Annotated in this window: 13 protein-coding genes; 5 read left to right on the plus strand and 8 right to left on the minus strand. The window is 45.0% G+C overall.

The window, feature by feature from the left end:
* Positions 1 to 214 precede the first annotated feature (214 nt).
* The 3 genes from HF312_11560 (at position 215) to HF312_11570 (ending at position 4,071) form a co-directional block, all read left to right on the plus strand.
* Positions 215 to 2,038 carry a PAS domain-containing protein gene (locus tag HF312_11560; protein MCU7520843.1) on the plus strand — a complete coding sequence of 608 codons (1,824 nt, stop codon included), beginning with the start codon at positions 215 to 217 and terminating at the stop codon, positions 2,036 to 2,038.
* An 85-nt stretch (positions 2,039 to 2,123) separates the two neighbouring features.
* Positions 2,124 to 2,573 (plus strand): response regulator, encoded by a 450-nt coding sequence (locus tag HF312_11565; protein ID MCU7520844.1) that lies wholly within the window; start codon positions 2,124 to 2,126, stop codon positions 2,571 to 2,573.
* A 1-nt stretch (position 2,574) separates the two neighbouring features.
* Positions 2,575 to 4,071, plus strand: a complete 1,497-nt coding sequence (locus HF312_11570) for a response regulator (protein MCU7520845.1) — start codon at positions 2,575 to 2,577, stop codon at positions 4,069 to 4,071.
* 2 nt (positions 4,072 to 4,073) lie between these two features.
* On the opposite strand, the gene HF312_11575 is transcribed toward HF312_11570, so the two are convergent.
* From HF312_11575 to HF312_11590, 4 genes are all read right to left on the minus strand, one after another.
* Entirely contained in the window at positions 4,074 to 4,841 is a 768-nt protein-coding gene (locus HF312_11575; protein MCU7520846.1) for a response regulator transcription factor, read from the minus strand.
* Positions 4,822 to 5,973 (minus strand): histidine kinase, encoded by a 1,152-nt coding sequence (locus HF312_11580; GenBank protein ID MCU7520847.1) that lies wholly within the window; start codon positions 5,971 to 5,973, stop codon positions 4,822 to 4,824. The genes HF312_11575 and HF312_11580 overlap by 20 nt, the downstream gene beginning before the upstream one ends.
* Positions 5,974 to 6,047: 74 nt before the next feature.
* The gene (locus HF312_11585; GenBank protein ID MCU7520848.1) at positions 6,048 to 10,586 is read right to left on the minus strand and encodes a TolC family protein; all 4,539 of its coding nucleotides are present in this window, start codon (positions 10,584 to 10,586) and stop codon (positions 6,048 to 6,050) included.
* A gap of 53 nt (positions 10,587 to 10,639) precedes the next feature.
* The gene (locus tag HF312_11590) at positions 10,640 to 11,689 is read right to left on the minus strand and encodes an efflux RND transporter periplasmic adaptor subunit (GenBank protein MCU7520849.1); all 1,050 of its coding nucleotides are present in this window, start codon (positions 11,687 to 11,689) and stop codon (positions 10,640 to 10,642) included.
* 564 nt (positions 11,690 to 12,253) lie between these two features.
* Here HF312_11590 and HF312_11595 point away from each other — a divergent pair.
* Positions 12,254 to 13,819, plus strand: coding sequence for a T9SS type A sorting domain-containing protein (locus HF312_11595; protein ID MCU7520850.1), 1,566 nt, complete (start codon positions 12,254 to 12,256; stop codon positions 13,817 to 13,819).
* Positions 13,820 to 14,142: 323 nt separating this feature from the next.
* Here HF312_11595 and HF312_11600 read toward each other — a convergent pair whose 3' ends face one another.
* The 4 genes from HF312_11600 to HF312_11615 form a co-directional block, all read right to left on the minus strand.
* Positions 14,143 to 14,781: a response regulator transcription factor gene (locus tag HF312_11600; protein MCU7520851.1), complete on the minus strand. Its 639-nt coding sequence runs from the start codon at positions 14,779 to 14,781 to the stop codon at positions 14,143 to 14,145.
* An 83-nt stretch (positions 14,782 to 14,864) separates the two neighbouring features.
* On the minus strand, positions 14,865 to 18,068 hold the full coding sequence (locus HF312_11605; protein ID MCU7520852.1) for a histidine kinase: 3,204 nt from the start codon (positions 18,066 to 18,068) through the stop codon (positions 14,865 to 14,867).
* Between the two features lie 289 nt (positions 18,069 to 18,357).
* A complete protein-coding gene (locus tag HF312_11610; GenBank protein MCU7520853.1) occupies positions 18,358 to 18,624 on the minus strand; it encodes a hypothetical protein in 267 nt (88 codons plus the stop codon).
* 270 nt (positions 18,625 to 18,894) lie between these two features.
* Positions 18,895 to 19,746, minus strand: coding sequence for a hypothetical protein (locus HF312_11615; protein MCU7520854.1), 852 nt, complete (start codon positions 19,744 to 19,746; stop codon positions 18,895 to 18,897).
* 337 nt (positions 19,747 to 20,083) lie between these two features.
* On the opposite strand from HF312_11615, the gene HF312_11620 reads away from it, so the two are divergent.
* On the plus strand, positions 20,084 to 23,200 hold the full coding sequence (locus HF312_11620; protein MCU7520855.1) for a TonB-dependent receptor: 3,117 nt from the start codon (positions 20,084 to 20,086) through the stop codon (positions 23,198 to 23,200).
* The last annotated feature ends 6 nt before the right edge of the window (positions 23,201 to 23,206 follow it).

The following is a 23,206-nucleotide window of genomic DNA, read 5'->3' on the forward strand; positions in this document are numbered from 1 at the left end:
TTAATCCCATGTTGAAGAACAATTTAGAAAATAATAATGCAATTGTAAATAGATCAGCGGAGCGGCGCCAGGAAATGGTTCCTGGCGCCCAGTTCCTGGCGCCGAGTGCCTGAAAAATACATGGCTCCCGGAGGCGGGGCGTCCCTCATTTTAACCTTGAACGGTCTAAAGGCCCGGATTTAAATTGAATATAACAGGTTAAGAAAGACGATCTATGTTTAGGTATATACGTATATTTTTAATGCGTTATGAAACCGGCCTTTTGGCTGCGTCACTGGCCCTCATATATTTCTGGCCGCAGCTCGTGAAGAACCTCTTCAGCGCGGATTATATGCCGCACGGAAACTGCTACTTCTGGACGCCGGATCTGGTGTGGCTTCATGCTTCTTCAGATTCTTTAATTGGGCTTTCCTACTGGGCAATTACTATTACTCTGGGGGCGCTAATATATAAGACGAGAAAAGATATCCCATTCGCCAAAATGTTTATTGCATTTGGAATCTTTATCATTACCTGCGGTACAACGCACCTGATGGATGTTGTAACTCTCTGGGATGCTTACTACTGGCTTTCGGGCGGAATTAAGCTTGTTACCGCCGTAGCTTCAGTTGCAACTGCCGTGGCTCTGCCGCCTATTGTGCCGCGCATTATTACTATTATTCAGGATGCAAAGCTTTCTGAGGAAAGAAGGGTAATGCTTCAGAATACAAACGATGACCTGGAGGCTGAGATCCGGGAAAGAAACAAGGCGCAGGAGGAGGTTACGCGCCTTAATGCAAATCTTGAAAAAAGAGTCCTGCAGAGGACCGCGCAGCTTGAGGAGGCAAACAGGAAGCTGAGGGCCGAAGTAGCGCAGAGAAAGAAAGCAGAGGAGGAAAAGGAGAGGCTCCTGGAATCTGAACGCAGGCGTGCTGCCGAGCTAAGCGCTATATTTGAAAGCCTTCCGGACGCCGTATTTGTGGGAGATGAAACGGGTCTTACAAAAGCTAACTCTGTAGCCTATGAGCTCCTTGGAATCAGCAGCCTTGATGAACTAAATAAAGATCCGAACTTTTATGATAAGATCAGGGCCAGCTATGCCGATACGGGCGAGAAAGTAAATCCGCTGAATATGCCATTTGCCCTGGCGCTTAACGGGCAGACTGCCGCTTCGGAAATAAACCTTGTGAACCTTAAAACAGGAAAAGAACTTGTTATAAGGACAGCCGCGGCACCTATAAGAATGGATGATACTGTAATAGGGGGAGTGGTGGTGAATACCGATATAACTGAAAAGAAGAGGACGGAACTTGAAATCCGGGAGTTAAATGAAACCCTGGAGCAGAGGGTACTTGAACGCACGCATCAGCTTTATGAAATGAATAAGGAGCTGGAAGCTTTCAGCTATTCGGTGTCGCACGACTTAAAAGCCCCCTTAAGAGGGATCGACGGCTTCAGCCTCTCGCTTCTGGAAGACTACTCCGCCAGGCTGGATGAGCAGGGGAAGAACTATCTTCAGAGGATACGCAATGCAAGCCAGCGCATGGGTATTTTAATAGATGACATGCTCAACCTGTCGCGTCTTTCGAGGGCTGAAATGAAAATTACGGAAGTGGATATTTCTTCCATTTCACATGAAATTGCAGAGGAGTTTCAGAGGAATGAGCCCGGGCGCCAGGTTAATTTTATTATTCAACCCGGCCTGAAGGCAAAAGCCGATGAAAACCTTATCAGGATAATGCTGCAGAATCTCATTGGGAACGCCTGGAAGTTTACAGCAAAGCATGAAAATGCAGAAATTGAAGTTGGCCAAACGGTAATTGACGGAAGGCCTCAGTTCTTTATACGCGATAACGGTGCGGGTTTTAATGAGCAATTTAAAGACCGGATGTTCATGCCCTTCCAGCGCCTGCATACGCCGAAAGAATTTGAAGGCACGGGTATAGGCCTTGCGATAGTTCAGAGGATCATACACCGGCACGGCGGAAGCATAAAAGCCGAGGGGAAAGTGGGTGAAGGGGCAGTTTTCTATTTTTATCTGCAGCAGCCGGAATCTTAAGAAATAAATGCAACGTCCAATTTTTTCTCCTGAAATTTAATGTTTAAACACATACATTATTAAAAATATCAGCGGCTAAAAGAAATTGGAAAACAAGATCATACTGCTTGTGGAAGATAATCAGGATGACGAGGAGCTGACACTCCTTGCTCTGAAAAAAAATAACATTAATAATGAGGTTGTTGTCGCCCGTAACGGTTTTGAAGCTCTCGATTATCTTTTCGCAAGAGGAGAGTATTCAGGAAGGGACAATAAGAGGATGCCTGCAGTAATACTCCTGGACCTGAATCTGCCCGGATTGAACGGCCTTGAAGTACTAAGGCAGCTTAGAGGGAACCCGGAGACAAAGCTCCTTCCCGTTGTAGTGCTGACGACGTCAAACGACAGGAACGATATAATGAGCAGCTACAGCCTGGGCATAAACAGCTATGTAATTAAACCGGTTGATTTTAATGAGTTTGTACAGCTTATAAGCTGTCTGGGGCCTTACTGGCTGATAATAAATGAACTGCCTTATGGCACAGGAGGGAATTAGTTTGGAGAGCCAGATCCGCATTCTGCTTATTGAAGACAATGAGGATGATGCAGAGCTTCTGAAATTAAAGCTGAAGAAAAGCGGCTTGAATGTATACAGTGAAACTGTAATGGATGGAGACGCAATGACGGCAGCCCTGGACAGGCAGTCCTGGGATGCCATAATTTCGGATTTCCAGCTTCCGGCATTTAACGCCCTTGCCGCGCTTGAGATTGTGAAGAAAAGAAATCTCGATATTCCCTTTATAATTGTTTCCGGCACAATAGGCGAGGAGACTGCCGTCAAAGCGATGAAGGCCGGGGCTCATGATTATGTGATGAAAGGAAACCTTACCAGGCTTGTTCCCGCACTCGACAGGGAGATCCGTGAATCCGAAATAAGGCGCAGGCGCCGGGAATCTGAAACAATGCTTCACCAGCAGGAGGTGCTCCTTAGAAGCGTTGTGGATATTATTCCAGTGGGACTGGGGCTTATAGATAAAGAAGGCGAAATTATACTTTCAAACCAGGCATTCAAGAAGATCTGGGGCAATATTAAAAGGATGGATTCCACCGAGCTGGCTTCTTTCAAGGGGTGGTGGACAGACTCAGGAGAGGAAATTAAGCCCGGAGAATGGATGATACTTAAGGCATTGAAAGACGGCGAGGTGATAATGGATAAGGTTATTGACATCATCTCATCAGACGGGACGCGCAGGACTATTATGAATTCCGCGATACCGATTTTTAATGACTACAAAACCGTTGAAAGCGTAATACTTGTAAACCAGGACATTACAAAGCTGATGCAGGATGAGGAGAAGCTGAGAAAGACGCTTACTGAGCTGGAGCGTTCAAACCGTGAGCTTGAGCAGTATGCCTACGTTGCCTCGCACGACCTTCAGGAGCCTTTAAGAATGGTTGCAAGCTTTACGCAGCTGTTATCAAAAAAATATCACGATAAGCTGGATCAGACTGCCGACGAGTACATAAACTTTGCAGTTGAAGGCGCTAAAAGAATGCAGAGTATTATACGCGACCTGCTTGAGTTTTCGCGCACTTCGAGTGACAGTAACCTTGAAGCTGTAAACTGTAATACCGCGCTCGATAAGGCCCTAAAGGGTCTTGAGCCTGAAATAAATGAAAGCTGCGCTTTTATAAGGCGTGAAAACCTGCCGGTAATTCAGGCAAAGACAGGTCAGATAGTGCAGCTTTTTGAGAACCTCATTTCAAACGCAATAAAATTCAGAGGTGATAAGGCTCCTGAAATCCACATAGGCTGCAGCCCCGGGCAGACCGAGTGGCGCTTTATGGTTAAAGATAACGGCATTGGAATAGACCCGCAGTTCAGCCAGAGGATCTTCAGCATATTTCAGCGCCTGCACGACAGGAGTGAATATCCGGGAACGGGAATAGGGCTTGCGCTGTGCAAGAAAATTGTGGAAAACTTCGGGGGCCGGATCTGGGTGGAGTCTGAGCCCGGAGAGGGTTCGACCTTCTATTTTACAATTCCAAAGTAATCTTATTTATCCAGCCACTCACGGAATGCCGAAGCCCTTTCGCGGCTTACAACTATTTCCTCATCAGTTTTCTGCAGGAGCCTGAGCTTAAGTTTTCCACCGAAGGCCGGGGCCGCGCTTTCAATTGTATCTATATGCACGATAAATTTTCTGTTGGCGCGGAAGAAGTGCTGAGGATCCAGGAGCTCTTCAAGTTCGTCCAGCGAGTGATCCGTAAGATGTCTTTTACCGTTGCGTCCTACGAGGTAAGTGATTTTATTTTCAACATAAAAATATGCTATTTCGCCGGCCGGTATGACCAGCATGCTTGTGCCTGACTTTATAAGAAACCTCGACTTATACACAGGGCGCGCCGGGGTAATGGATCTTAAGAGCTCCGCAATTTCATTGGCCCTGTACTGGACGGAATAAACGTTTCTTATCTTCCTGTATTTATCGATTCCTGCGGCAAGGCTTTCAGTGTCTATAGGCTTTAAGAGGTAATCTATGCTGTTAACCTTAAATGCCTGAATTGCATATTCATCGTAGGCGGTAGTGAAAATAACGGGGCTGTCGACACTCACACTGTTAAATATTTCGAAGCTGAGTCCGTCTGAAAGCTGAATGTCCATAAATATTAAATCGGGCGCAGGATTATTCTTAAGCCACTTAACCGAAGCCTCCACGCTTTCCAGGCCGCCTTCAATTTCAGCCGTGGGTTCCAGCTCTGAAAGCAGTTTCTTAAGTCTTCTTGAAGCGGGAGCCTCATCTTCAATAATTAGTATTTTCATGAGCGGGCTTCTCTTTGATTAAAGGGATTTTAACTGTAAAATGAGAATCATCATTAAGAATTTCTATATTCTTTTTTACAAGAAGGTCGTATCTCTGCTGAATATTCACGAGTCCTATTCCGGTGGAAGTGCCGGAATTTTTTTTCTTCTGCAGATTGTTACTTACAACAAGCATATTATTATCGTCGACGCAGATATGTATTTCAAGAGGTTTTTCAGAAGAAATAATATTATGCTTTATTGCATTTTCAACCAGCATCTGAAGTGTTAAAGGCGCAATATAGTACCTGGTAAAATTTGCCGGGACTTTAAGTTCTACGGTAAGGTTTTCGCCAAAGCGGACGCTTTGAAGAAAAAGAAAAGCTTTTATGAAATTTAATTCTTCTTCAAGCTCAATGAGCTCCTTGTCCTTATTCTGCAGGACGTAGCGGTAGACGCTTGCAATTCTCTGCACAAACTCCTCTGCCAGTTTCTGATCCTCTGAGATAAGCGTTGCAAGAGTATTCAGGCTGTTAAAGAGGAAATGGGGATTGACCTGGTTTTTAAGGGCGTCGAACTGCGACTGCAGGTTCTGGCGTTTGAGCTCCTCGGATTCGAATCGCGATTTTTCCCACTGGCGGAAAAAGTGTGAGCCTATATAAATAGCGTCGATTAAAAGAAAAATAATTACGCCGATGAGCATCGTGAGCCTGATAAATGGCATTGCTTTCTGGAGCGGGTAATCCATTATTTTAGTATAAAGAAGGATGGCTCCCAGAATGACAAAAACAGTATAAACTGTATTAAAGAGTATCTGGTAGAGAAGTCTTTTCCTGGGCTGAGTGTACCAGTCGTAGTGTTTTCCAATTCTGTCGTTGATCTTAAGGTTGCCTTCCCATACGAGAATGGAAATTGCAACGGCAACAATTAAATCGCCAAGCACATGGGGCCAGAAGGAGAAGGATTCCCCGGTAGGGATGGGGGTTGAAACAAGGATTATAAGGTAAACAAACACTCCGATTACAGGCATCCCGATGAAGCGGAAGCTCCTGTCGAAAACGTAGGATTTGTTTTCCCTTATATAATTCCTGTAGCTTTTAAGCATATTAATATCGTTCCGGGTATCAGCCCGGGAATTCCTCTGATTTTCCATTTCAAATTAACACTTTTTTAGTTCAAGGTTCAAGGTTCGAGGTCCAAGGGCAGAGACCCGAGGACCTGCACTCATTATCTTCCGGCGCGACCGAGGGATTTTTCGAGTTCGGCTCCGGCTACCAGGTAATCGTAAACGGCCTGGAGGTAATTTGTTTTTGCCTGTGTTAAGGCAAGCTCGGCGTCAAAAAGCTCCGTCTGGCGGCTTACACCTTTAAGCCAGCGGCTTCTTGTTAACTCATAGCTCCTTTCGGCCGACTTTACCGTCTGTGTCTGCGCTTCTATTCTTTTATGCGCTTCTTCGACGCTTGAAGTGTTGACCTTGACATCCGTTACAATTAAATCTTTCAGGTTGTCAAACTGTGTCTCAAGCTTTTTCTTTTCAATTCTTGCCTGCTCAATTTTGGCCTCAGTCTTAAAGCCTGAAAAAATTGGAATTGAGAGATTAAGCCCGATTACTGCGCTTGCGGGCCAGCGCTGGTTGAATTTATAGTTGTCTGCCTGGAGCACTGCCTGAAGCTGTCCGAATGCGGCAAGTGTAGGCATGTGCCCTGCAATTTCCGCATTAATTAGTTCATCATTGGCCTTAATCTGAAGGTCCAGAAGGCTGAGTTCAGGACGCTTATTCAAGGCTTCTTCTGTGGACGCTCCGGAAAAGTCGTACTGCCTTAACAGCTCCCCGGCAGTAAGTGAATCCAAAGGTTCAACTGTTTCGCCCGCAGACAATCCCAGGAGGTTGCCGAGATAAGATTTTGCAATTGAGATACCGTTTTCAGTCTTTATCAGCATAGGCTTCAGGTTTTCAACCGCAACAAAAGCCCTTAATGTATCGAGCTCGCCTGCAAGTCCCTGCTGGTATAAGAGTTTAACATCCTTAAGTGCCTGCCTGCCTCTTTTAATGCTCTGCTCAAGCAGGTTAAACTGTTCCTTTACTATAAGAATATTATAGTATGCCTTCTTAACCTCTGTAATTGTTAAGGCGCGGGTGTTTGTTATGTTTTCAGAGCTGATCTCATCGATAATTCTGGCGGCCCTGATGCCGGCATAAATTGCTCCCTGGTAAAGCGGCCATTCGGCGCTTATTGTGCCCGAGAAATTATTCTTAAGGCCTATTTCCATCGGCTGGCTGGGGCCCATGGTGAGCCCCACCTGTGGGTCGAATGAAAAGCTCGGCATATAGAAAACAGGAAGCTGAAGGTTCCTTGTGTACTGGCCCGATCCTGTAATAGTGGGCATTGCATTTCCGTATGCTTCCTTTACCCTCTGCTCGTTTTTCTCTTTGTCGTAATAGGCAACCTTAAGGTCCCTGTTCTGTTCAAGCGCAATTGCAACGGCATCCTTAAGAGAAAGCCTTCTTACACTCTGAGCGTAAGAAGAGGAAGAAAGTGCTATTAGTATTAAGACAAAAATACTGAAGCCTTTCAGCATTTTTCTGAAGCTGAAATTTTCGGGCTCTTCTTCTTCCACGGGCTGGGAGTATTTTTCTTCGGGAGTTTTTTCTTCCTTTTGTCCTTTTTCCTTAAACCTCTGGATAAAGTTCATAACCTTCGTCTTAAGGTTTTCAACCTTAATATAAATTACAGGAACAAGTATAAGCGTTAAGAGGAGTGAACTGATAAGGCCTCCGATAAGAGCCGTGGCAAGGCCCGATTTCAGTTCGGAACTTGCACCCATGGAGATTGCAATAGGAAGCATACCGAAGACCATAGAAAATGTAGTCATTAAAATAGGCCTTAGTCTTGTCTGTCCCGCATCAATAAGTGCATCGCGCATGGGCATGCCTTCGGCGCGCATCTGGTTCGTACGGTCAACGAGCAGAATGGCGTTCTTGCCCACGAGTCCCACGAGCATGATAATGCCGAGTATGGAGAATATGTTGAGTGATTTTATAAACAGTCCCATTGCCAGGAGCGCTCCAACTATTGCCACAGGAATAGAGAAAAGGACAATGAAGGGGTAGACAAAAGAGTTATAGAGCGCCACCATGATGAGGTAAACAAAAAGGATTCCCACCATGAGGGCAATGAAGAGGCTTCCGAAGGACTCTTCCTGCATCTGCACGTCGCCTTCAAAAGTAACTTCTATATTAGATGGGATCTTCAGCTTTGCGAGTTCCTTTTTAATATCCTCAGCTATGTCTCCGCTCGGGCGGCCTACAGCCTGCGATAAAAGTGAGATTGCGGCGGTCCTGTTTTTTCTTGAAAGCTGTGTGGGGCCGATAGTCTGATAAATATTAGCAAACTGTGAGAGCTCGATTTTTTCGCCGCGGGTGTTCATAAAAGTTATCTTTCCGAGGTCGGAAGTATTGTTGCGGTCGAACTGATCGAAAACGATTCTTATATCGTATTCATCGTTGCCCTGGCGGTATTTAGATTCGTCATCGCCCGTAAAGGCAACCCTGAGTGTGGCTGCAACCTGGTCTAATCCGATGCCGAGTGCGGCCATTTTCTCGCGGTTGATTTCAACACGGGTTTCAGGTTTTCCCTCGCCGCTGCTGATGCGGACGTCTGCCGTGCCGGGGATTTTCCGGACGGCCTCTTTGAGCATTTTGCCCACGTTTTCAACCTCGTTAAAATCGGGGCCGCTTATAAGCAGGGCAATGGGGGCCATATCGGAGCTGCCGAACATGCCTATTGGGCTGACCCTCGGTTTAACGCTCGGTATCTGCAGGAGCTTTTCCTTTATTTCGCGGCTTACCTGTATATCGCTTTTTGTCCTCTGGGTCTTTGGAACAAGCGACACGTTAAGTTCTGCCACGCTGTTTGAAGTATATCCTATAAAGCCTTCTGACGAGGCACCCGCGTTTGCAAATACTTTACTAACCTCGGGCATCTTTGAGATCATCCTTTCGGCCTGAAGAGTGATCTGATTGGTTTCTTCAAGGTTTATTCTTTCCGGGAGTTCCATAATAACTGAGAGCTCGCCGCGGTCGGACGGCGGCATGAACTCCGAGCCGATGAATCCGGCAGGAACAAGTGCAATAGAGAATACGAGGAGGAAGCCTGCAAGGGCAATAACCTTCCAGCTGTTCTTCAATCCGAGTTTCAAGGCCTGGGTATATTTTTCAGTAAGCTTATCAAAAGCTTTTTCAACCCACATGCCGAAGCGTCCCATTGCGGTATCTTTTGTAAGACGCTGCAGCCGGGTAAAGCGGGAGGCAAGCATAGGAGTAATAGTAAAGGAAACAAAAAGGCTTAAGAGTGTGGATACGACCACAACAAGTGCAAACTGCCGCACAATGTCGCCAATGAGTCCCTGAATAAGTGCAAGGGGAAGGAACACCACAACGTCCACAAGCGTAATTGAGAGGGCGGCAAAACCTATTTCATTTCTTCCTTCGAGTGCTGCCTGGCGCTGCGGTTTCCCGAGCTCCATATGGCGGTAGATATTTTCAAGTACCACAATTGAGTCATCAACGAGTATGCCGATTACGAGTGAAAGCGCCAGGAGCGTCATAAGGTTAAGGGAGAAACCGAAGGCGTACATTCCTATAAAAGTAGAAACAAGTGACGCCGGTATGGCAACCATTACGATAAGGGAGTTCCTGAGGTTGTGGAGGAATATAAGCATTACAATTGCCACAAGCACAACGGCAATCATAAGGTCCTTATTTACGGCGTGTGCCGCTTCGAGAGTAAAGCCAGAAAGGTCCTGCGCCACGTCGAACTTCAGTTTCATGCCAGCGTTTGCGGCTTCAATTTTTTTAAGCTCCTGATTAACAAGGCGGCTTACTTCAACTGCATTGGCGTCGGTCTGTTTCTGCACCAGCACGCCAAGGGCGCTTTTGCCATTGAGCCTGGCGTAGCTCTCGGCTTCTTTTGTACCGTCTTCGACCTCGGCCACGTCCTGAAGCTTTATGTTACCTCCGGCCTCAGAGCGGCTGACAATAAGGTTTTTAAGTTCTTCAAGAGAGGAGAATTTGCCTGATACCCTTACGATGTACTGCCCGTCGGCATCCTTGATCTTACCTACAGGGAAATCCATATTAGAGCTTTTTATTGCCTGAAGGATCTGCAGGACGGGTATGTTGTATGAGTTCAGCTTTTCGAGGTCGAGGTTTACTCTGATTTCTCTTTCCTCGCCCCCGGCAAAAGTTACCTGTCCCACTCCTGCGAGTTTGGATATCTGGGGTTTAACCTTGTCCTTCATGAACTGGTAGAATTCATTCGGTTCCATATCAGCCGTAACGCCCATTCTTAGTATCGGGAGCTCTGTAAGTGAGAACTTCGAGACTACAGGGGTTTTAGCGCTGTAGGGCAGCTGGTTAACAATTTCGCCGACCTTACGCTGCACGTTCTGCAGGGCGATGTTGACGTCTGCCGACTGGGTGAATTCAATAAATACGAAAGACACGCCCTCAAAAGAGCTGCTTTGAATGGTTTTAATTTTATCCACGCTTGAAACCGCGTCTTCCACGACTTTAGTAATTGAAGTTTCAACTTCATTCGGGGAGCCTCCGGGATACGTAGTCATTACGGTAACATAGGGAGGAGTAACGTCGGGGATCAGCTCGTAGCGGAGCTGATTGTAGCTGAAATAACCCAGTACAGCCAGCACAGTAAAAATTACTATTACAAGCGGAGGTCTTTTTATAGATAATTCTGTAATCGTCATTTTATAGTTCCTTATCTTAGTATGCTTAGAGGCATATGCCTAAAGCCGGCTGATTAATTTATAGTTACCCGGGCGTTATCGCTCAGGTTATTCTGCCCGCTTACGACGACATTTTCGCCATGCCTGAGTCCGCCAAGGACCTCGACTCTTCTGTTAGTTTCTTTGCCTGCAATAATATCCCTCAGTCTTGCCACGCCGTTTTCGACGACAAAAATTTTAGGATTCTTTATGCTGGTTACGATAGCGCCTCTTTGAATTGTAAGAGACTGTCTGTTTGTAATGCTTGTAAATCGGACCTGCGCGAACATACCCGCCTTGAGGGGAGTTCGTGAGTTATTAGGAAGAACGATTTCAACCGGATAGGTATGCGCGTTATCGGATTTGGAGCTGATAGTTTCAATTTTCCCCTTTAATTCCGTGCCCGGGTAAACGTCGGTAGTAAGGATGGCTGTCTCTCCGGTCTTAAGCCTGAAGACGTCGCGTTCAGGCACGTTAACCCTGACTTTGAGTTTTGATATATCTATAATATTGGCAACCGGTGTGCCGGGGCCGACCATGGTGCCGGGGTTGATGAATTTATCTGCAATGATGCCGGAGATAGGAGCCTTGATTTTTGTGTCGTTAAGCGTCCTTTGGGCAGCAATAAACTGTGCCTCGGCGGCAGAGGCTGCGAGGCGGGCGTTTTCAAGGTCGGAATCCGATATGTTTTTTTCCTTAAAGAGAGCTTCCATTCTCTGGAGGTCCTTTTTAGCCTTTTCGAAGTTGACCTTAGCTGTCGTATAGGCGGCTTTTTTAAGTTCATCATCGACCTGAGCCAGGGGGGTCCCTTCGCGCACGTAGTCGTCCGTCTTAAAGAAGACCTTTAATGTTCTTCCCTGGGTTTCGGAGACGACCATTACGTCGTTATTTGACTGAATGGTGCCGATAATTGAGAGCTCGTCGGAAACAGTTTCTTCCTGAGCGGGTTCGACGGACACGGTAATTTTATCGGTGGTTACAGATTTTTCCACCTGTGATTCTCTTGAAGCCTTATTCATGAAGAGTATAGCGATAATAACTGCAACGATAGCTGTCAGGCTTAAGGTTACTTTCATCTTTTTCATATAGCGCCCCATAATTTAATGTGCAGGAATAAAGTGACAGGTAAAATTTAAGATTTGCTGAAAGACAGAAAAAGAGCAATTGGACCGAGGCGCCGTATAAGCGGACTGAAGCGCAGATTTAGGGGGATGAAATGAAGTAAAGGCGGAGGTGTTTTAGGAGATGAGTATGGAAGTGGGAAAAGTTATTGAAGTTAGATGATAGAGATTTGTCAGGGCCGCAGGCAATCTCATTCAGTTGTCAGGCATTTCAGTCTTATAAGGCTACGATAGAATATCTGGTGAGTTAATTCGGACAAAAGTGCTCATTTCAGGCGTATTTAAGGTTTTTATTGAACATTCCATCTTGTCAAAGATCCTTTTGGTAAAATGATATGCCAACCAAAGCAAAAAAAATGAAAAATTTTCAAAAAAATTTCCGAAAACGCTCTTTGTCACCATATATAATATATAAGAAAAAAGTTAATAGGACCATAAATACCATAGAGGCATGGGCCTTATATATGCCGGTGTATTTAATTAATTTTTTCTAGTTTAAGACTAAAATATTTCTTAGTTGAGCATCTTATGAAAAAATCTACCGTTTTATTCTTCGCTATTCTTTTTCAGTTAATTGCTTCAGATGTCTTCCCTCAGGACAGTCTTTATTATGTCACATCATTCCACGGCTCTTCATTTGCAGATGCATTAGCCAGGACTTCAGGTCTTGGAGACATAAATGGAGATAGTCTGGATGATTTTATTGTTACTTACCGCAGTCATACTGAACTCTATTATGGATCTGAAAATCTGAAGGAATTAAAGCCTGCACATATTTTCAAATGCTGGAGCAGTATGAATGTTGGAGATGTAAATGGTGACGGATATGCTGACCTGATGACAGCTGAGCATGATACTGCAGATCCTAATTATCCATATACATCAGACATTTTTAGGATCTATTTCGGAGGTAAAGATCTTGATACAGTCCCAAAATTTTTCTTCAAGTTTCCTTATTACTTTAATATGCTCTTCACCTTGGGTGAGAACATAGGGGATATAAATGGCGACGGTTATGGAGACTTTATGATCGCATCCCCTTACAACTGGAATAATGGTGAAGGATTCATATATGCCTTTTCAGGAGGCAGAACCTTATCAAGTACTCCTATTCTTAAGTTTGCGTGCCCAGAGGATTCATTAGCCCCTCATTCATTTGGGAGACAGATGACCGGTATTGGGGATTATAATAATGATGGATTCGATGACTTTCTTGTAAGTATGCCGGATAACGAAAGAGAAAGAGTGTATCTTTATTATGGCGGAAATCCGTTAAATGATAAACCAGCCCAAATACTCACTGACCCTATTTATAAGACTGGTTCGTACTTCGGAATGGACATTAGAAATGCGGGTGATCTGAATAAAGACGGTCAGAATGAATTTATTATTGTTGGCGGTCCAAATGTATATATATATCTTGCGAAAGACAGCATTGTGACTATAGATGGTAGTAATTTCCACTCTTTAGGTTTGGGTACAGGAGGTGATATTAATGGTGATGGGTATGATGACTTCTTAATAGGAGACGCAAATTACCTAAATAACCAAGAAGTAATGGTCGGGAAGATTCATGGTTACTTTGGCAGCAGTACAATTGATACTACAGATGATTTCGGAATGATTGGAAACGATAAATGGTTCCGCTACTCTGAATACAGTTCAATTATTGGAGATATAAACGGAGACGGATATGACGAAGTATTTGTTCATGAGCCTAATTGGCCTGACTATAATGATCGTAATTCGAAGGGGAAAGCAACTTTGTATTCCTATAAGAAGCTCACAGACGCAGTAGAAGAAAAAAATGTAAGTCCTGAGGATTTCAACCTCCTTCAGAACTATCCCAATCCTTTCAACCCTTCTACTGCAATTAGCTATAATATGCCTTATTCCGGCCATGTGGAGCTTAAAGTCTACGATATGCTGGGAAAAGAGGTAATGCATGTTTTCAGCGGTGAAAAGCCTGCGGGAATTCATAAAACAAATATCAATGCCGCCAGTCTTCCAAGCGGAATATACGTCTGCAGAATTCACGTCATTTCAGAAAACAATTCCTTTGAGAAATCAATCAAAATGACCCTCCTTAAATGAGAATACATGTAATTGATTTTCTAAAGAACCGGGTATTACCAATTATCCCGGTTCTTTTACTTTTAAGCAGTCTGCTGCACTCCGAGGATGGCAGCGTCACACTCAGAAACCAAACCGGAACCCAAAGCCAAACTACTTTGGAAGTAAGACTAAGGAAGCTTTGAGAAATTGGCAATAGAGAACAAAACTATTCTGTACTAAGCGGGTTGGCCATGTTACTTAAAGCAATTCATGGGCTCCCGATGTATTGGGAATATCTTCCTTCTATATGCCAGTCAGGAAATGGGGCTCCGGTCTCACTGGAAAAATTGTAAAAGTTTTCTCTATATTAATCCTTTTCTTAATGCTTTGGCTACGGCTTCGGACTGGGAGTGCACGTGAAGCTTTCTGTATATGTTCCTTATGTGATGACGCACTGTATCAAGGCTGATAAAAAGCGACTGCGCTATGTCCAGATAGCTGCTCCCTTCGGCTAGTCCCGTTAAAACCTCTTTTTCCCTTTGCGTCAGGTCGAACTGGGAGTCGGGGAAAAGGGGATTGGTGTGCTGCTGGAACACCGTTACAACTTTTCTCGCAATGTGCGAGCTCATGGGAGATCCCCCTTCGTACGCATCTTTTATAGCCTCGAGAAGCCTTAATGGAGGCGTCCTTTTGACCAGATATCCGCAGGCGCCCGCGCAGAGGGCTTCAAATATCACCTGGCTTTCTTCGTAAACCGTTAAAATGAGGATATTCAGGTCGGGGCATATCTTTTTTGCCTTTATGACGCCTTCAATTCCAGACATGCCCGGAAGCCCGATATCCATGAGTACCACGTCGACGCTTGAGCATTCGAGGTTGTTCAGGAAATTTTCGCAGTCGCCGTAGCTGGCGATGCATGAGAAACCTTCGGTACCGTTAATGAGAGCCGAGAGTCCTTCGCGTATCGTTTTGTTGTCTTCAACTATAATTACTGATATCATAAAATTACCCGTATCGGTTAAATTGTTAAATTCCTTTCATGGCCCGGTTAAAATTGTAAAGGATCTTTAAGTATTAAGACGCTTTACTGTTCTTTATGTTTCAAAAATATTGTTTTGGAACGTGGAATTTTACCGGAAAACTTAATCCTCGTCCCCTCATCCGGGGCAGATTTTACAACAAGGCTGCCGCCGATGGTTTTTGCCCTGCGGCGTATGTTGTTAAGTCCGTTACCCGGAGTACTTTGTTTTATGTTGAAACCTTTTCCGTCATCAACTAACTCCATTTCAAGCCTCCGGCCCTCAATGGAAGTGTTTAATTCAATTTTTCGGCAGCAGCTGTGTTTAAGGCTGTTATTAATTGCTTCTTTAAAGATAAGGAATAAGTTCTGCCTGTACTCCATAGGAAGTTTTACATTGCTGAGTGCCTCAAGGTTATGTATCTTAAAGGAAACTCCAAGCGAGGAAAATATTTCCGAATATGAATCCTTGAGCCTCAGTATCAGGTCGTAGAGCGTATCGCGTTTCGGGTTTACCACCCATACTATATCGCTCATGTTGTCTATGAGCTGGCCTGAAGTCTCACTTATATTAAGAAGTTTCTGTTTTAATTCATCGCTGTTATTTTTATTAAGCTGGGCAGCGAGGACCTGGCTTTGGATTGAAATTTCCGTAAGACCCGAGCCTATGTTGTCGTGCAGGTCGGCTGCAAGTTTTGTTTTAAGTCTTTCTATGGCCAGCAGGTTGCTGATTCTGTTTGCGATAAAGTATGTAAGTGTGCCGCCGATGAGCACCACGGCAAGGAAAATGAACCACCAGGTGCGGTAGAAAGGGGGCAGGATGGTAATTTTTACTTCAGCGCCTTTTTCATTCCACACACCGTCGTTATTAGAACCTCTCACGCGGAAGACATAGTCGCCGGGATCGAGGTTCGTGTAGTTTGCCAGTCTTCTTGAAGCGTCAACGTAATGCCAGTCGTCGTCGAAGCCCTCGAGCTTATATGCGTAGCGGTTCTGCTCGGGGTTAGTATAATCGAGCGCGGCAAATTCAAAGGAGAAGAAGTTTTCCTTATTTGTCAGGATGATCTCGTCGGTTTCGCCGTCGACCACCTTATTGAAAATTCTGAAAGCGCTTATTACAACCGGGGGGACGTGTGTATTAACCTTAATGCTGTCGGGGTAGAACAAATTAAAACCGTTTATGCCGCCGAAGAACATTTCGCCCGAGCTAGATTTATAGTAAGCCCCGCCGCTGAACTCCATGCTCTGGAGCCCGTCGTGGAGGTCGTAATTTATGAAAGCCGAAGCTGAAGGAGTAAACCTTAAAAGCCCGTTATCGGAGCTGATCCAGAGGTTGTGGTCGTTATCCTCGAGGATTCCGTAGACCACGCCGCTTAAGGATCCGTCCTGCATATATTTATAGAACTTGCCCGTATGGGGGTCGAAGCGGTTGAGGCCTCCGCCGTAAGTGCCGAGCCAGAGGGTGCCCTGGTAATCCTCATAGATAGAAATGACCCTGTTATCGCTGAGGCTGTTGGGGTTATTCCCGTCGTGCTTATAATTTATAAAGGTTCCCGTTGCGGGGTCGAATTTACTTAAGCCTCCGCCGAAGGTGCCGATCCAGAGTGTGCCGTCTCTATCTTCGAGGATTTTATATACCCTGTTGTCTGCCAGGCTCTTCGGGTCGGCGGGGTTATTTTTGTAATGTACAAAAGAAAGCTGCCCTTTATTTCTTATAATCCTGTCCAGTCCGCCGCCGAATGTGCCGGCCCACAGGCTGCCAGAGCGGTCTTCCAGGATAGATATGACCTGGTTTTCACTAAGACTTGCAGAATCGTTGGGGTTATGCTTATAGACAGTAAACTTTCCTGTTTTACGGTTGAAAAAGTTAAGTCCAGCGTTATAAGTCCCGATCCAGAGGTTGTCATTTTTATCGGTATAGACTGCTCTGACGTGATTGCTGCTTATGGAATTCGGGTTGGAAGGGTTATTTTTGAAGCTTTTGAATTTATGTGTCTTGCGGTCGAATTCATTAAGTCCGCCCCTGTAGGTTCCGATCCAGATTTTTCCTTCCCTGTCTTCGGAGAATGCCCATATGACGTTATCGCTTAAGCTTGTGGGGTCGCCGGGAATGTTTTTGTAGTGTGTGAATTTATTCCTGCTGCGGTCGTACCTGTTAATTCCTTTTCCCAGGTGAGTTCCGATCCATATAATACCCGACTGGTCCTCGCAGAGTGAAATGACGTCATTATCTGAGAGGCTGCCGGGGTTCAGCGGGTCGTTTTTGAATACGGAAAATCTGTCCGTTTCGGGGTTGAGCCTGTTGAGTCCACCGCCGAAAGTAGCAATCCATAAAGATCCCCGGCGGTCCTGTATAACCTTCATGATCCAGTTACTGCTGAGGGAGGATTTATTGCCGGGGTTATTTTTATAAACAAAGAATTTTACTTTGGAGGGGGCATCTGTTTTAAGGAGGTTAAAAGGCATTTTGCAGAGTCCGCCTCCGAAGGTTCCGATCCAAAGGCTTCCGTCGCGGTCCTGGAAGAGGGAAGTCACGCGGTTATCGCCCAGGCTGCCCGGGAGCATGGGGATATTCTGGAAGCGGGTGACAGAAAGTTTAATTTCAGAGGAGCGGCCGTTTACAGTTCTTTCTATTCTGTCAAGTCCGCCGCCGAAGGTTCCGGCCCAGAGTGTGCCCGATTTATCCTCGATCAGGGTGACAATCCTGTTGCTGCTGATGGAGTTATAGTTCTTTGGGTCATGCGTAAAATGCGTTATTTTCCCGGTCTGGGGGTCAAAGCTGAAGAGTCCCTGGCCCCAAGTTCCGATCCAGAGTCTTCCCTTCTTATCGCCCGAGATTGAAGTGATAGTTCTGTCGTTAAATCTGGAGAAAGTAAGGGGGTATTCAGGGATGGCGGTAATTACGGGGCTTGTGTAGCCGGAGTCACTTCCGAACTGGTATTTGGTAAAGCGCTCTTTTTTCCTGTCGTATTTATTCAGGTTTCCGAGTAGTGTGCCGGCCCAGAGGTTGCCGGAATTATCCTCATAGACCGCAAAGACGCTGTTATCTGAAAGGGAGCCTGTCTGCTGGGGAATATTCCTGAATATCTTAAAGGAATAGCCGTCGTAGCGGTCGAGTCCGTCGGCCGTAGCGATCCACATAAAGCCCTTATAGTCCTGAATAATTGAATTAATGGAGCTTTGGGAGAGTCCCTGTTCAATTGAAATATGTTCAAAAGAGGGGATATTATTCTGGGCATAGAGCAGCCGGCTGCCAAAGGACAGCAGCAAAAGAAAAAGGCAAACAGCTTGTGAAAAGAGGATTTTTTTAACGTTTTGGATTTCCGGGCGCATATAACTCTTGCCAAAAATTAAGAATATATTAACTGCAATATGAATTTAATTATAGAAAAATAAAAGAAACATATTTGCCAAAAAAGACTGCCGCGCCATAAAGGAGAAGATTTTCCAAAACTGTTATTTGCTTTTTACTTTTATCTGCCGTCCTTATTGTGAAGGTATACATTACGGGATTTATGTCCATAGTTTCCACAGGGTTTCAATAGCTTTTCCGGTTTAATTAAAAAAGCGGTTTTCTGTTTCTCTGCGGATGATAAATGATCTTCTTAATAGTATCAAACTGCAGGTGCGGGAATTCGTCCATCAGGCTTTCGACGGCGTCGTTAGTCCTGATGTTGTTTTCCTTCATCTGTCTGAATTTTTTTCTGATCAGGTAATCCCTCACCGACACCTCATCGATCAGGTAATGGCTGCTTAGGAGCGAGTAAACCTCGTCGCTGATAAGGTCAGCCAAAGGGTTGGTCAACTTCTGATTTGCTGCATCCATGATAGTTCTCCTGTTGTAAAGTATTCTAAAGTTAAAGGTCCTGTTCCTTCGCAAATTTTCAGCCGGCTCGTTATAAGGGAAAGCTAAAATAACCGGATGCCTCTGATGAATTGCTGCCAGAGTATTTTCTAAATACTAAATAGCATTAAAAGAAAAGATTAACAATCACATGTTAATGCAGTTTTTGTGCGTTTTGGGGCAAAAAATGGCAAATGCCTGCATGATTATGCGGGCATTTGTCAATTTTCACGAAGAAAATGGGCTGAATCATCAGAATCCGAACAGGCGTGTGATATTAAAGCCGAGCCTCCAGTTTTTCCCCTTAACCGGGTCTTCCGCCCCGGCAAGGTACTGCGAGGGGTTTAAGTAAGTGCTGTTTGTAAGGAGTATCTTAAAGAAGTGTCCTCCCGTATTAATTTCAAAGCCGAAGGCCATCGGGTTGGCATTGAGCCTGTAGCCCGAAATGACCGGGTTCCATTCGAAAATAAGTCCGAACCGGTGTGTAAGGTATCCTTCAATGTAAGTTCCGATTGTAACCGTGTGCTCTATATCCCTGGTAAATATATTACTATTATATAGATAGGAGGGTACAATCCCTAGTCCCAGCACATTTTGGTAGAGGGCATTAACGATGAGCTGGCCGTAGTACTGGTAGTTCCTGCTGTCGGTTGAGTTTCTGCCCGTCTCGGTATTCCATGCCGCTCCGAGCCTTAGGGCTGCAACCACGGGCAGGAAACTGTTTGGCACCTGGAGGAGCCTGTATTTCAGCCTGAGGTCCACATTTCCGTTGAGGTTGCTTCTGCCCAGAGTAAATGACAGGTTATCAGTCAGTGCGTAGCCCAGTGCAAGGCGCATAAAGACAGGTCCATCCAGTCCGAAAAAGTTTTTGATTCCTGTATTTACGGTTGGGAAGAAGCGGTGAGATATTTCGAACTGCAGGTTACCCTTCTGCAGCATTTCAGCAGTAGGGAGGCTGAATGCCTGAGTGGAATGGAAAAGGTGAAGTTCCGTTGGTGCGGCCGTCTGGGATCTTTTCCACTCAACTTTTTCCTCCTGGGCACAAACAGCAACGGGAAGCAAAGCCAGGAGAAAGAAAACAAAAGTAAGATTTCTTTTTATCATTAAAACTCCTTGATTTCGTCAGTGCAAAAATATTTCCCCATTTAAAACAGGCAAAAAAGCGGATATAAAAGATAATACTCAGTCCGGGAGTAAAAATCAAAGAAAAATGGGGTAAATAGAAGGATATATTGGGCCGCTAAAAAAGACGTGGCATCCGGATAACATTCCCGCTGCACAAAAAAAATCAGACTTTGCGCACTCTTTTCATAATTTCATTTGACAAATGAAATTATTTTTGATAGCTTTTCAAGCAATCTTAAAAATGTTGTCCGACTTATTAATTCAAAATATCTATTTTTTCCGGCCCTTCTCACCTTGCCGGAAAGGAGAAAGTAAAATGAGATTAGTGTTACCAATAATTCTGCTTTTTTTACTTCTAACAGACATTCCATTATTTGCACAGACAGGAGGAAAAATTGCCGGTGTGGTTAAAGATTCCAGAACTGGCGAACTTCTTATAGGTGCAAACGTAGTCTTGGAAGGAACAAAAATGGGAGCCGCATCTAATGCAGAGGGCTACTATGTAATATTAAACGTTCCGCCAGGAAAGTATAATCTTAAGGCCAGCCTTATAGGTTATAACAGTACTACTGTCAAAGAAGTTAGAGTAAACATCGATCAAACAACTGATGCAGACATTTCACTGGTTGAAACGTCATTGCAGACAGCTGAAGTTGTAGTAGTTGCACAGACCCCGGTTGTGCAGAAAGACGTTGCCGCCAGCAGGCTCAACCTGAGCGGCAAAGAGATGGAAAACCTTCCAGTAGCCCAGGTATCAAATATGATCGGGCTGCAGGCAGGTGTTCAGGGAACCAGTTTCCGCGGCGGTTCAGCCGACCAGACGACCTGGCTCTTAAACGGCATCAGCCTGCGTGATGAACGTTCAAACCAGCCTTATACAGGCTTAAGCACCACCGCTATTGAAGAAGTTCAGGTTCAGACAGGCGGTTTCAGTGCTGAATACGGAAACATTCGTTCAGGTCTTGTTAACATTGTAACAAAAGAAGGTAAAACCGACCGTTTCAGCGTTTCCTTCTACGGCCGTTACAGGCCCACAGGCGCAAAGCACTTTGGAAATTCACCCCAGGACGCAAATGCATTTTGGATCAGACCTTTTGTTGATAATGCAGTTGCATGGACCGGTACAAACAGCGGTGCATGGGATGAATACACACAGGCACAGTATCCTGAATTCTCAGGATGGAATGCTTTATCAGAACAGATGTTCAGGGATAATCCTGCAACAGCCCTCACTCCGCAGGAACTGCAGAAATTATACCTCTTCCAGCACAGAAGAAATACTGATATCACCAAGCCTGACTATGATGCAGATCTTTCCGTTACGGGTTACATCCCGGGTGTCAGCCAGTATTTAGGCAACCTGAGATTTCTGGCTGCATACAGAGGAACACGTGAAATGTACGTAGTGCCCCTTTCACGCGATGCTTATACTGATAATAACTTCCAGTTAAAACTGACCGCCGATCTGGCGCAGGGAATGAAACTTAACCTTGAAGGACTCGTTGGCCAGCAGCAGGGAACTTCAACCAGCGGTACAGGCGATGTTGGAATGTTCCGTTCAGCTGCAAGCATTGCTTCGCAGTTAAGCTTTTTCTCAAATGCAAAGACAATTGAGAACAGAATTTTTACAAACGATTATTTTACACCATCAACTGTTAACGTAAATAACATTGGTGCAAAACTGACTCACGTTCTGAATCCGAATACATTTTACGAAGTTACCGTAAGCCGCTTCCAGTCAAGATATGACACAAGCCCGGGAAGATACAGAGATACGAGCAGGGTATACAAGTTCGGAAACGTATACTACGATGAAGCTCCCTTCGGTTTCTGGGAATCACCAAGCACAGGTGTTGAAGACTTCAGAATGAGCGTTGGTTTCAGTAACTCGAGAGATACCAGCAAGGTTACGGCATACAGCCTGAAATTTGACCTTACTTCACAGCTGAACAAATTCAACAACCTGAAGGCCGGTGTTGAATTCGGCTACAGTGAAAACCTCGCAAATTACGGTTCTTACGACAAGTATCTGCCTTCGGGAAGGTACAGAACTACATGGAATGCTTATCCTACACGCGGTGCAGTCTATGTAAAAGACAAACTTGAATTTGAAGGTATGATAGCTGACGTTGGTTTAAGAGTAGACTACTCGGCTGCCAATTCAGACTGGTATGTAATAAATAACCCGTATTCGGACGCATTCTCATCTGCGTTGTCAATGGGAATTGACACACTGCTTCAGAAGCAGCCGACAAAGGCTAACGTAACCGTGAGCCCGCGTGTTGCAATTGCATTCCCGTTAAGTGAAACGAGCAAGCTGTTCTTTAACTACGGACATTTCAGACAGCTGCCGACTCCGGCGAACCTCTATCTGCTCAGAAGATATTCTGATAATAATGCAGTTGTATGGGTTGCCAACCCGAACAATCCTCTGCCGAGGACAATCATGTACGAGTTGGGATATGAACAGAGTTTACTGGATGAATATATGGTACGCCTTTCAGGCTACTATAAAGACGTATCAATGCAGCCATTGTCGGTTACATTTACCAGCCGCAGCGGTGCTGCAAACTACTCTACTCCGGAGCCAAACTCTTATGCAGACATAAGAGGCTTTGAAGCCACGATTACAAAGAACCGCGGCAACTGGGTCCAGGGTTTTATTAACTACACTTATATGGTTTCAACGAGCGGCAGATTCGGTTTTGCAGCATACAATGAAAACGCACAGGTGCAGAGAACTTATGAAACAGAGACACTTAACAACTATAATCTCGTAACAAAGCCGGTTCCGCAGCCTTATGCACGCGCCAATGTGGACTTCTTCACACCTATGGAATTCGGTCCTAAGTTCGGTGGAATTTATCCACTCGAAGACTGGCGTTTAAGCTTACTGGCCAGCTGGAGTTCAGGCGGTTATGACACATGGACAGGCGGCGGCTCGATACCGGGCGTACAGAACAACGTCCAGTGGAGAGATTATTACGGCTTCGACTTAAAGCTTGCAAAGAATATGAAGTTCGGTCCGTTAAATCTTCAGCTCTTTGCAGATATCCAGAATGTGCTTAACATCAAGTACATGGATTACTTAGGAAGCAGTGCAGGCTTTACAGATACAAAGGATTACGAAGCCTACATGAAGTCGCTGCATCTGCCGCAGAGTGTTTTCACAAACATCAGGGATAACGAAGGCAACATTAAGCCACCTTACACAAACGTTGGTGTTGCCGGCGTATATGTATATGGCGATGACAAGCCTGGCGACTACAGAACTGGTGAATATCATGCATGGGATGAAAACGCATCAGATGCTCAGAAGGCTGAATGGAAGAAGAATAAATCTTATATAGATATGCCGAACCAGGATTACTTTACATTCCTGAATCCCAGAAATATTTATTGGGGTTTAAGATTCTCATTGGAAATATTCTAATTTAGA

It is taken from the genome of Ignavibacteria bacterium, from assembly GCA_025612375.1.
In the GTDB taxonomy this organism is placed as follows: domain Bacteria; phylum Bacteroidota; class Ignavibacteria; order Ignavibacteriales; family SURF-24; genus JAAXKN01.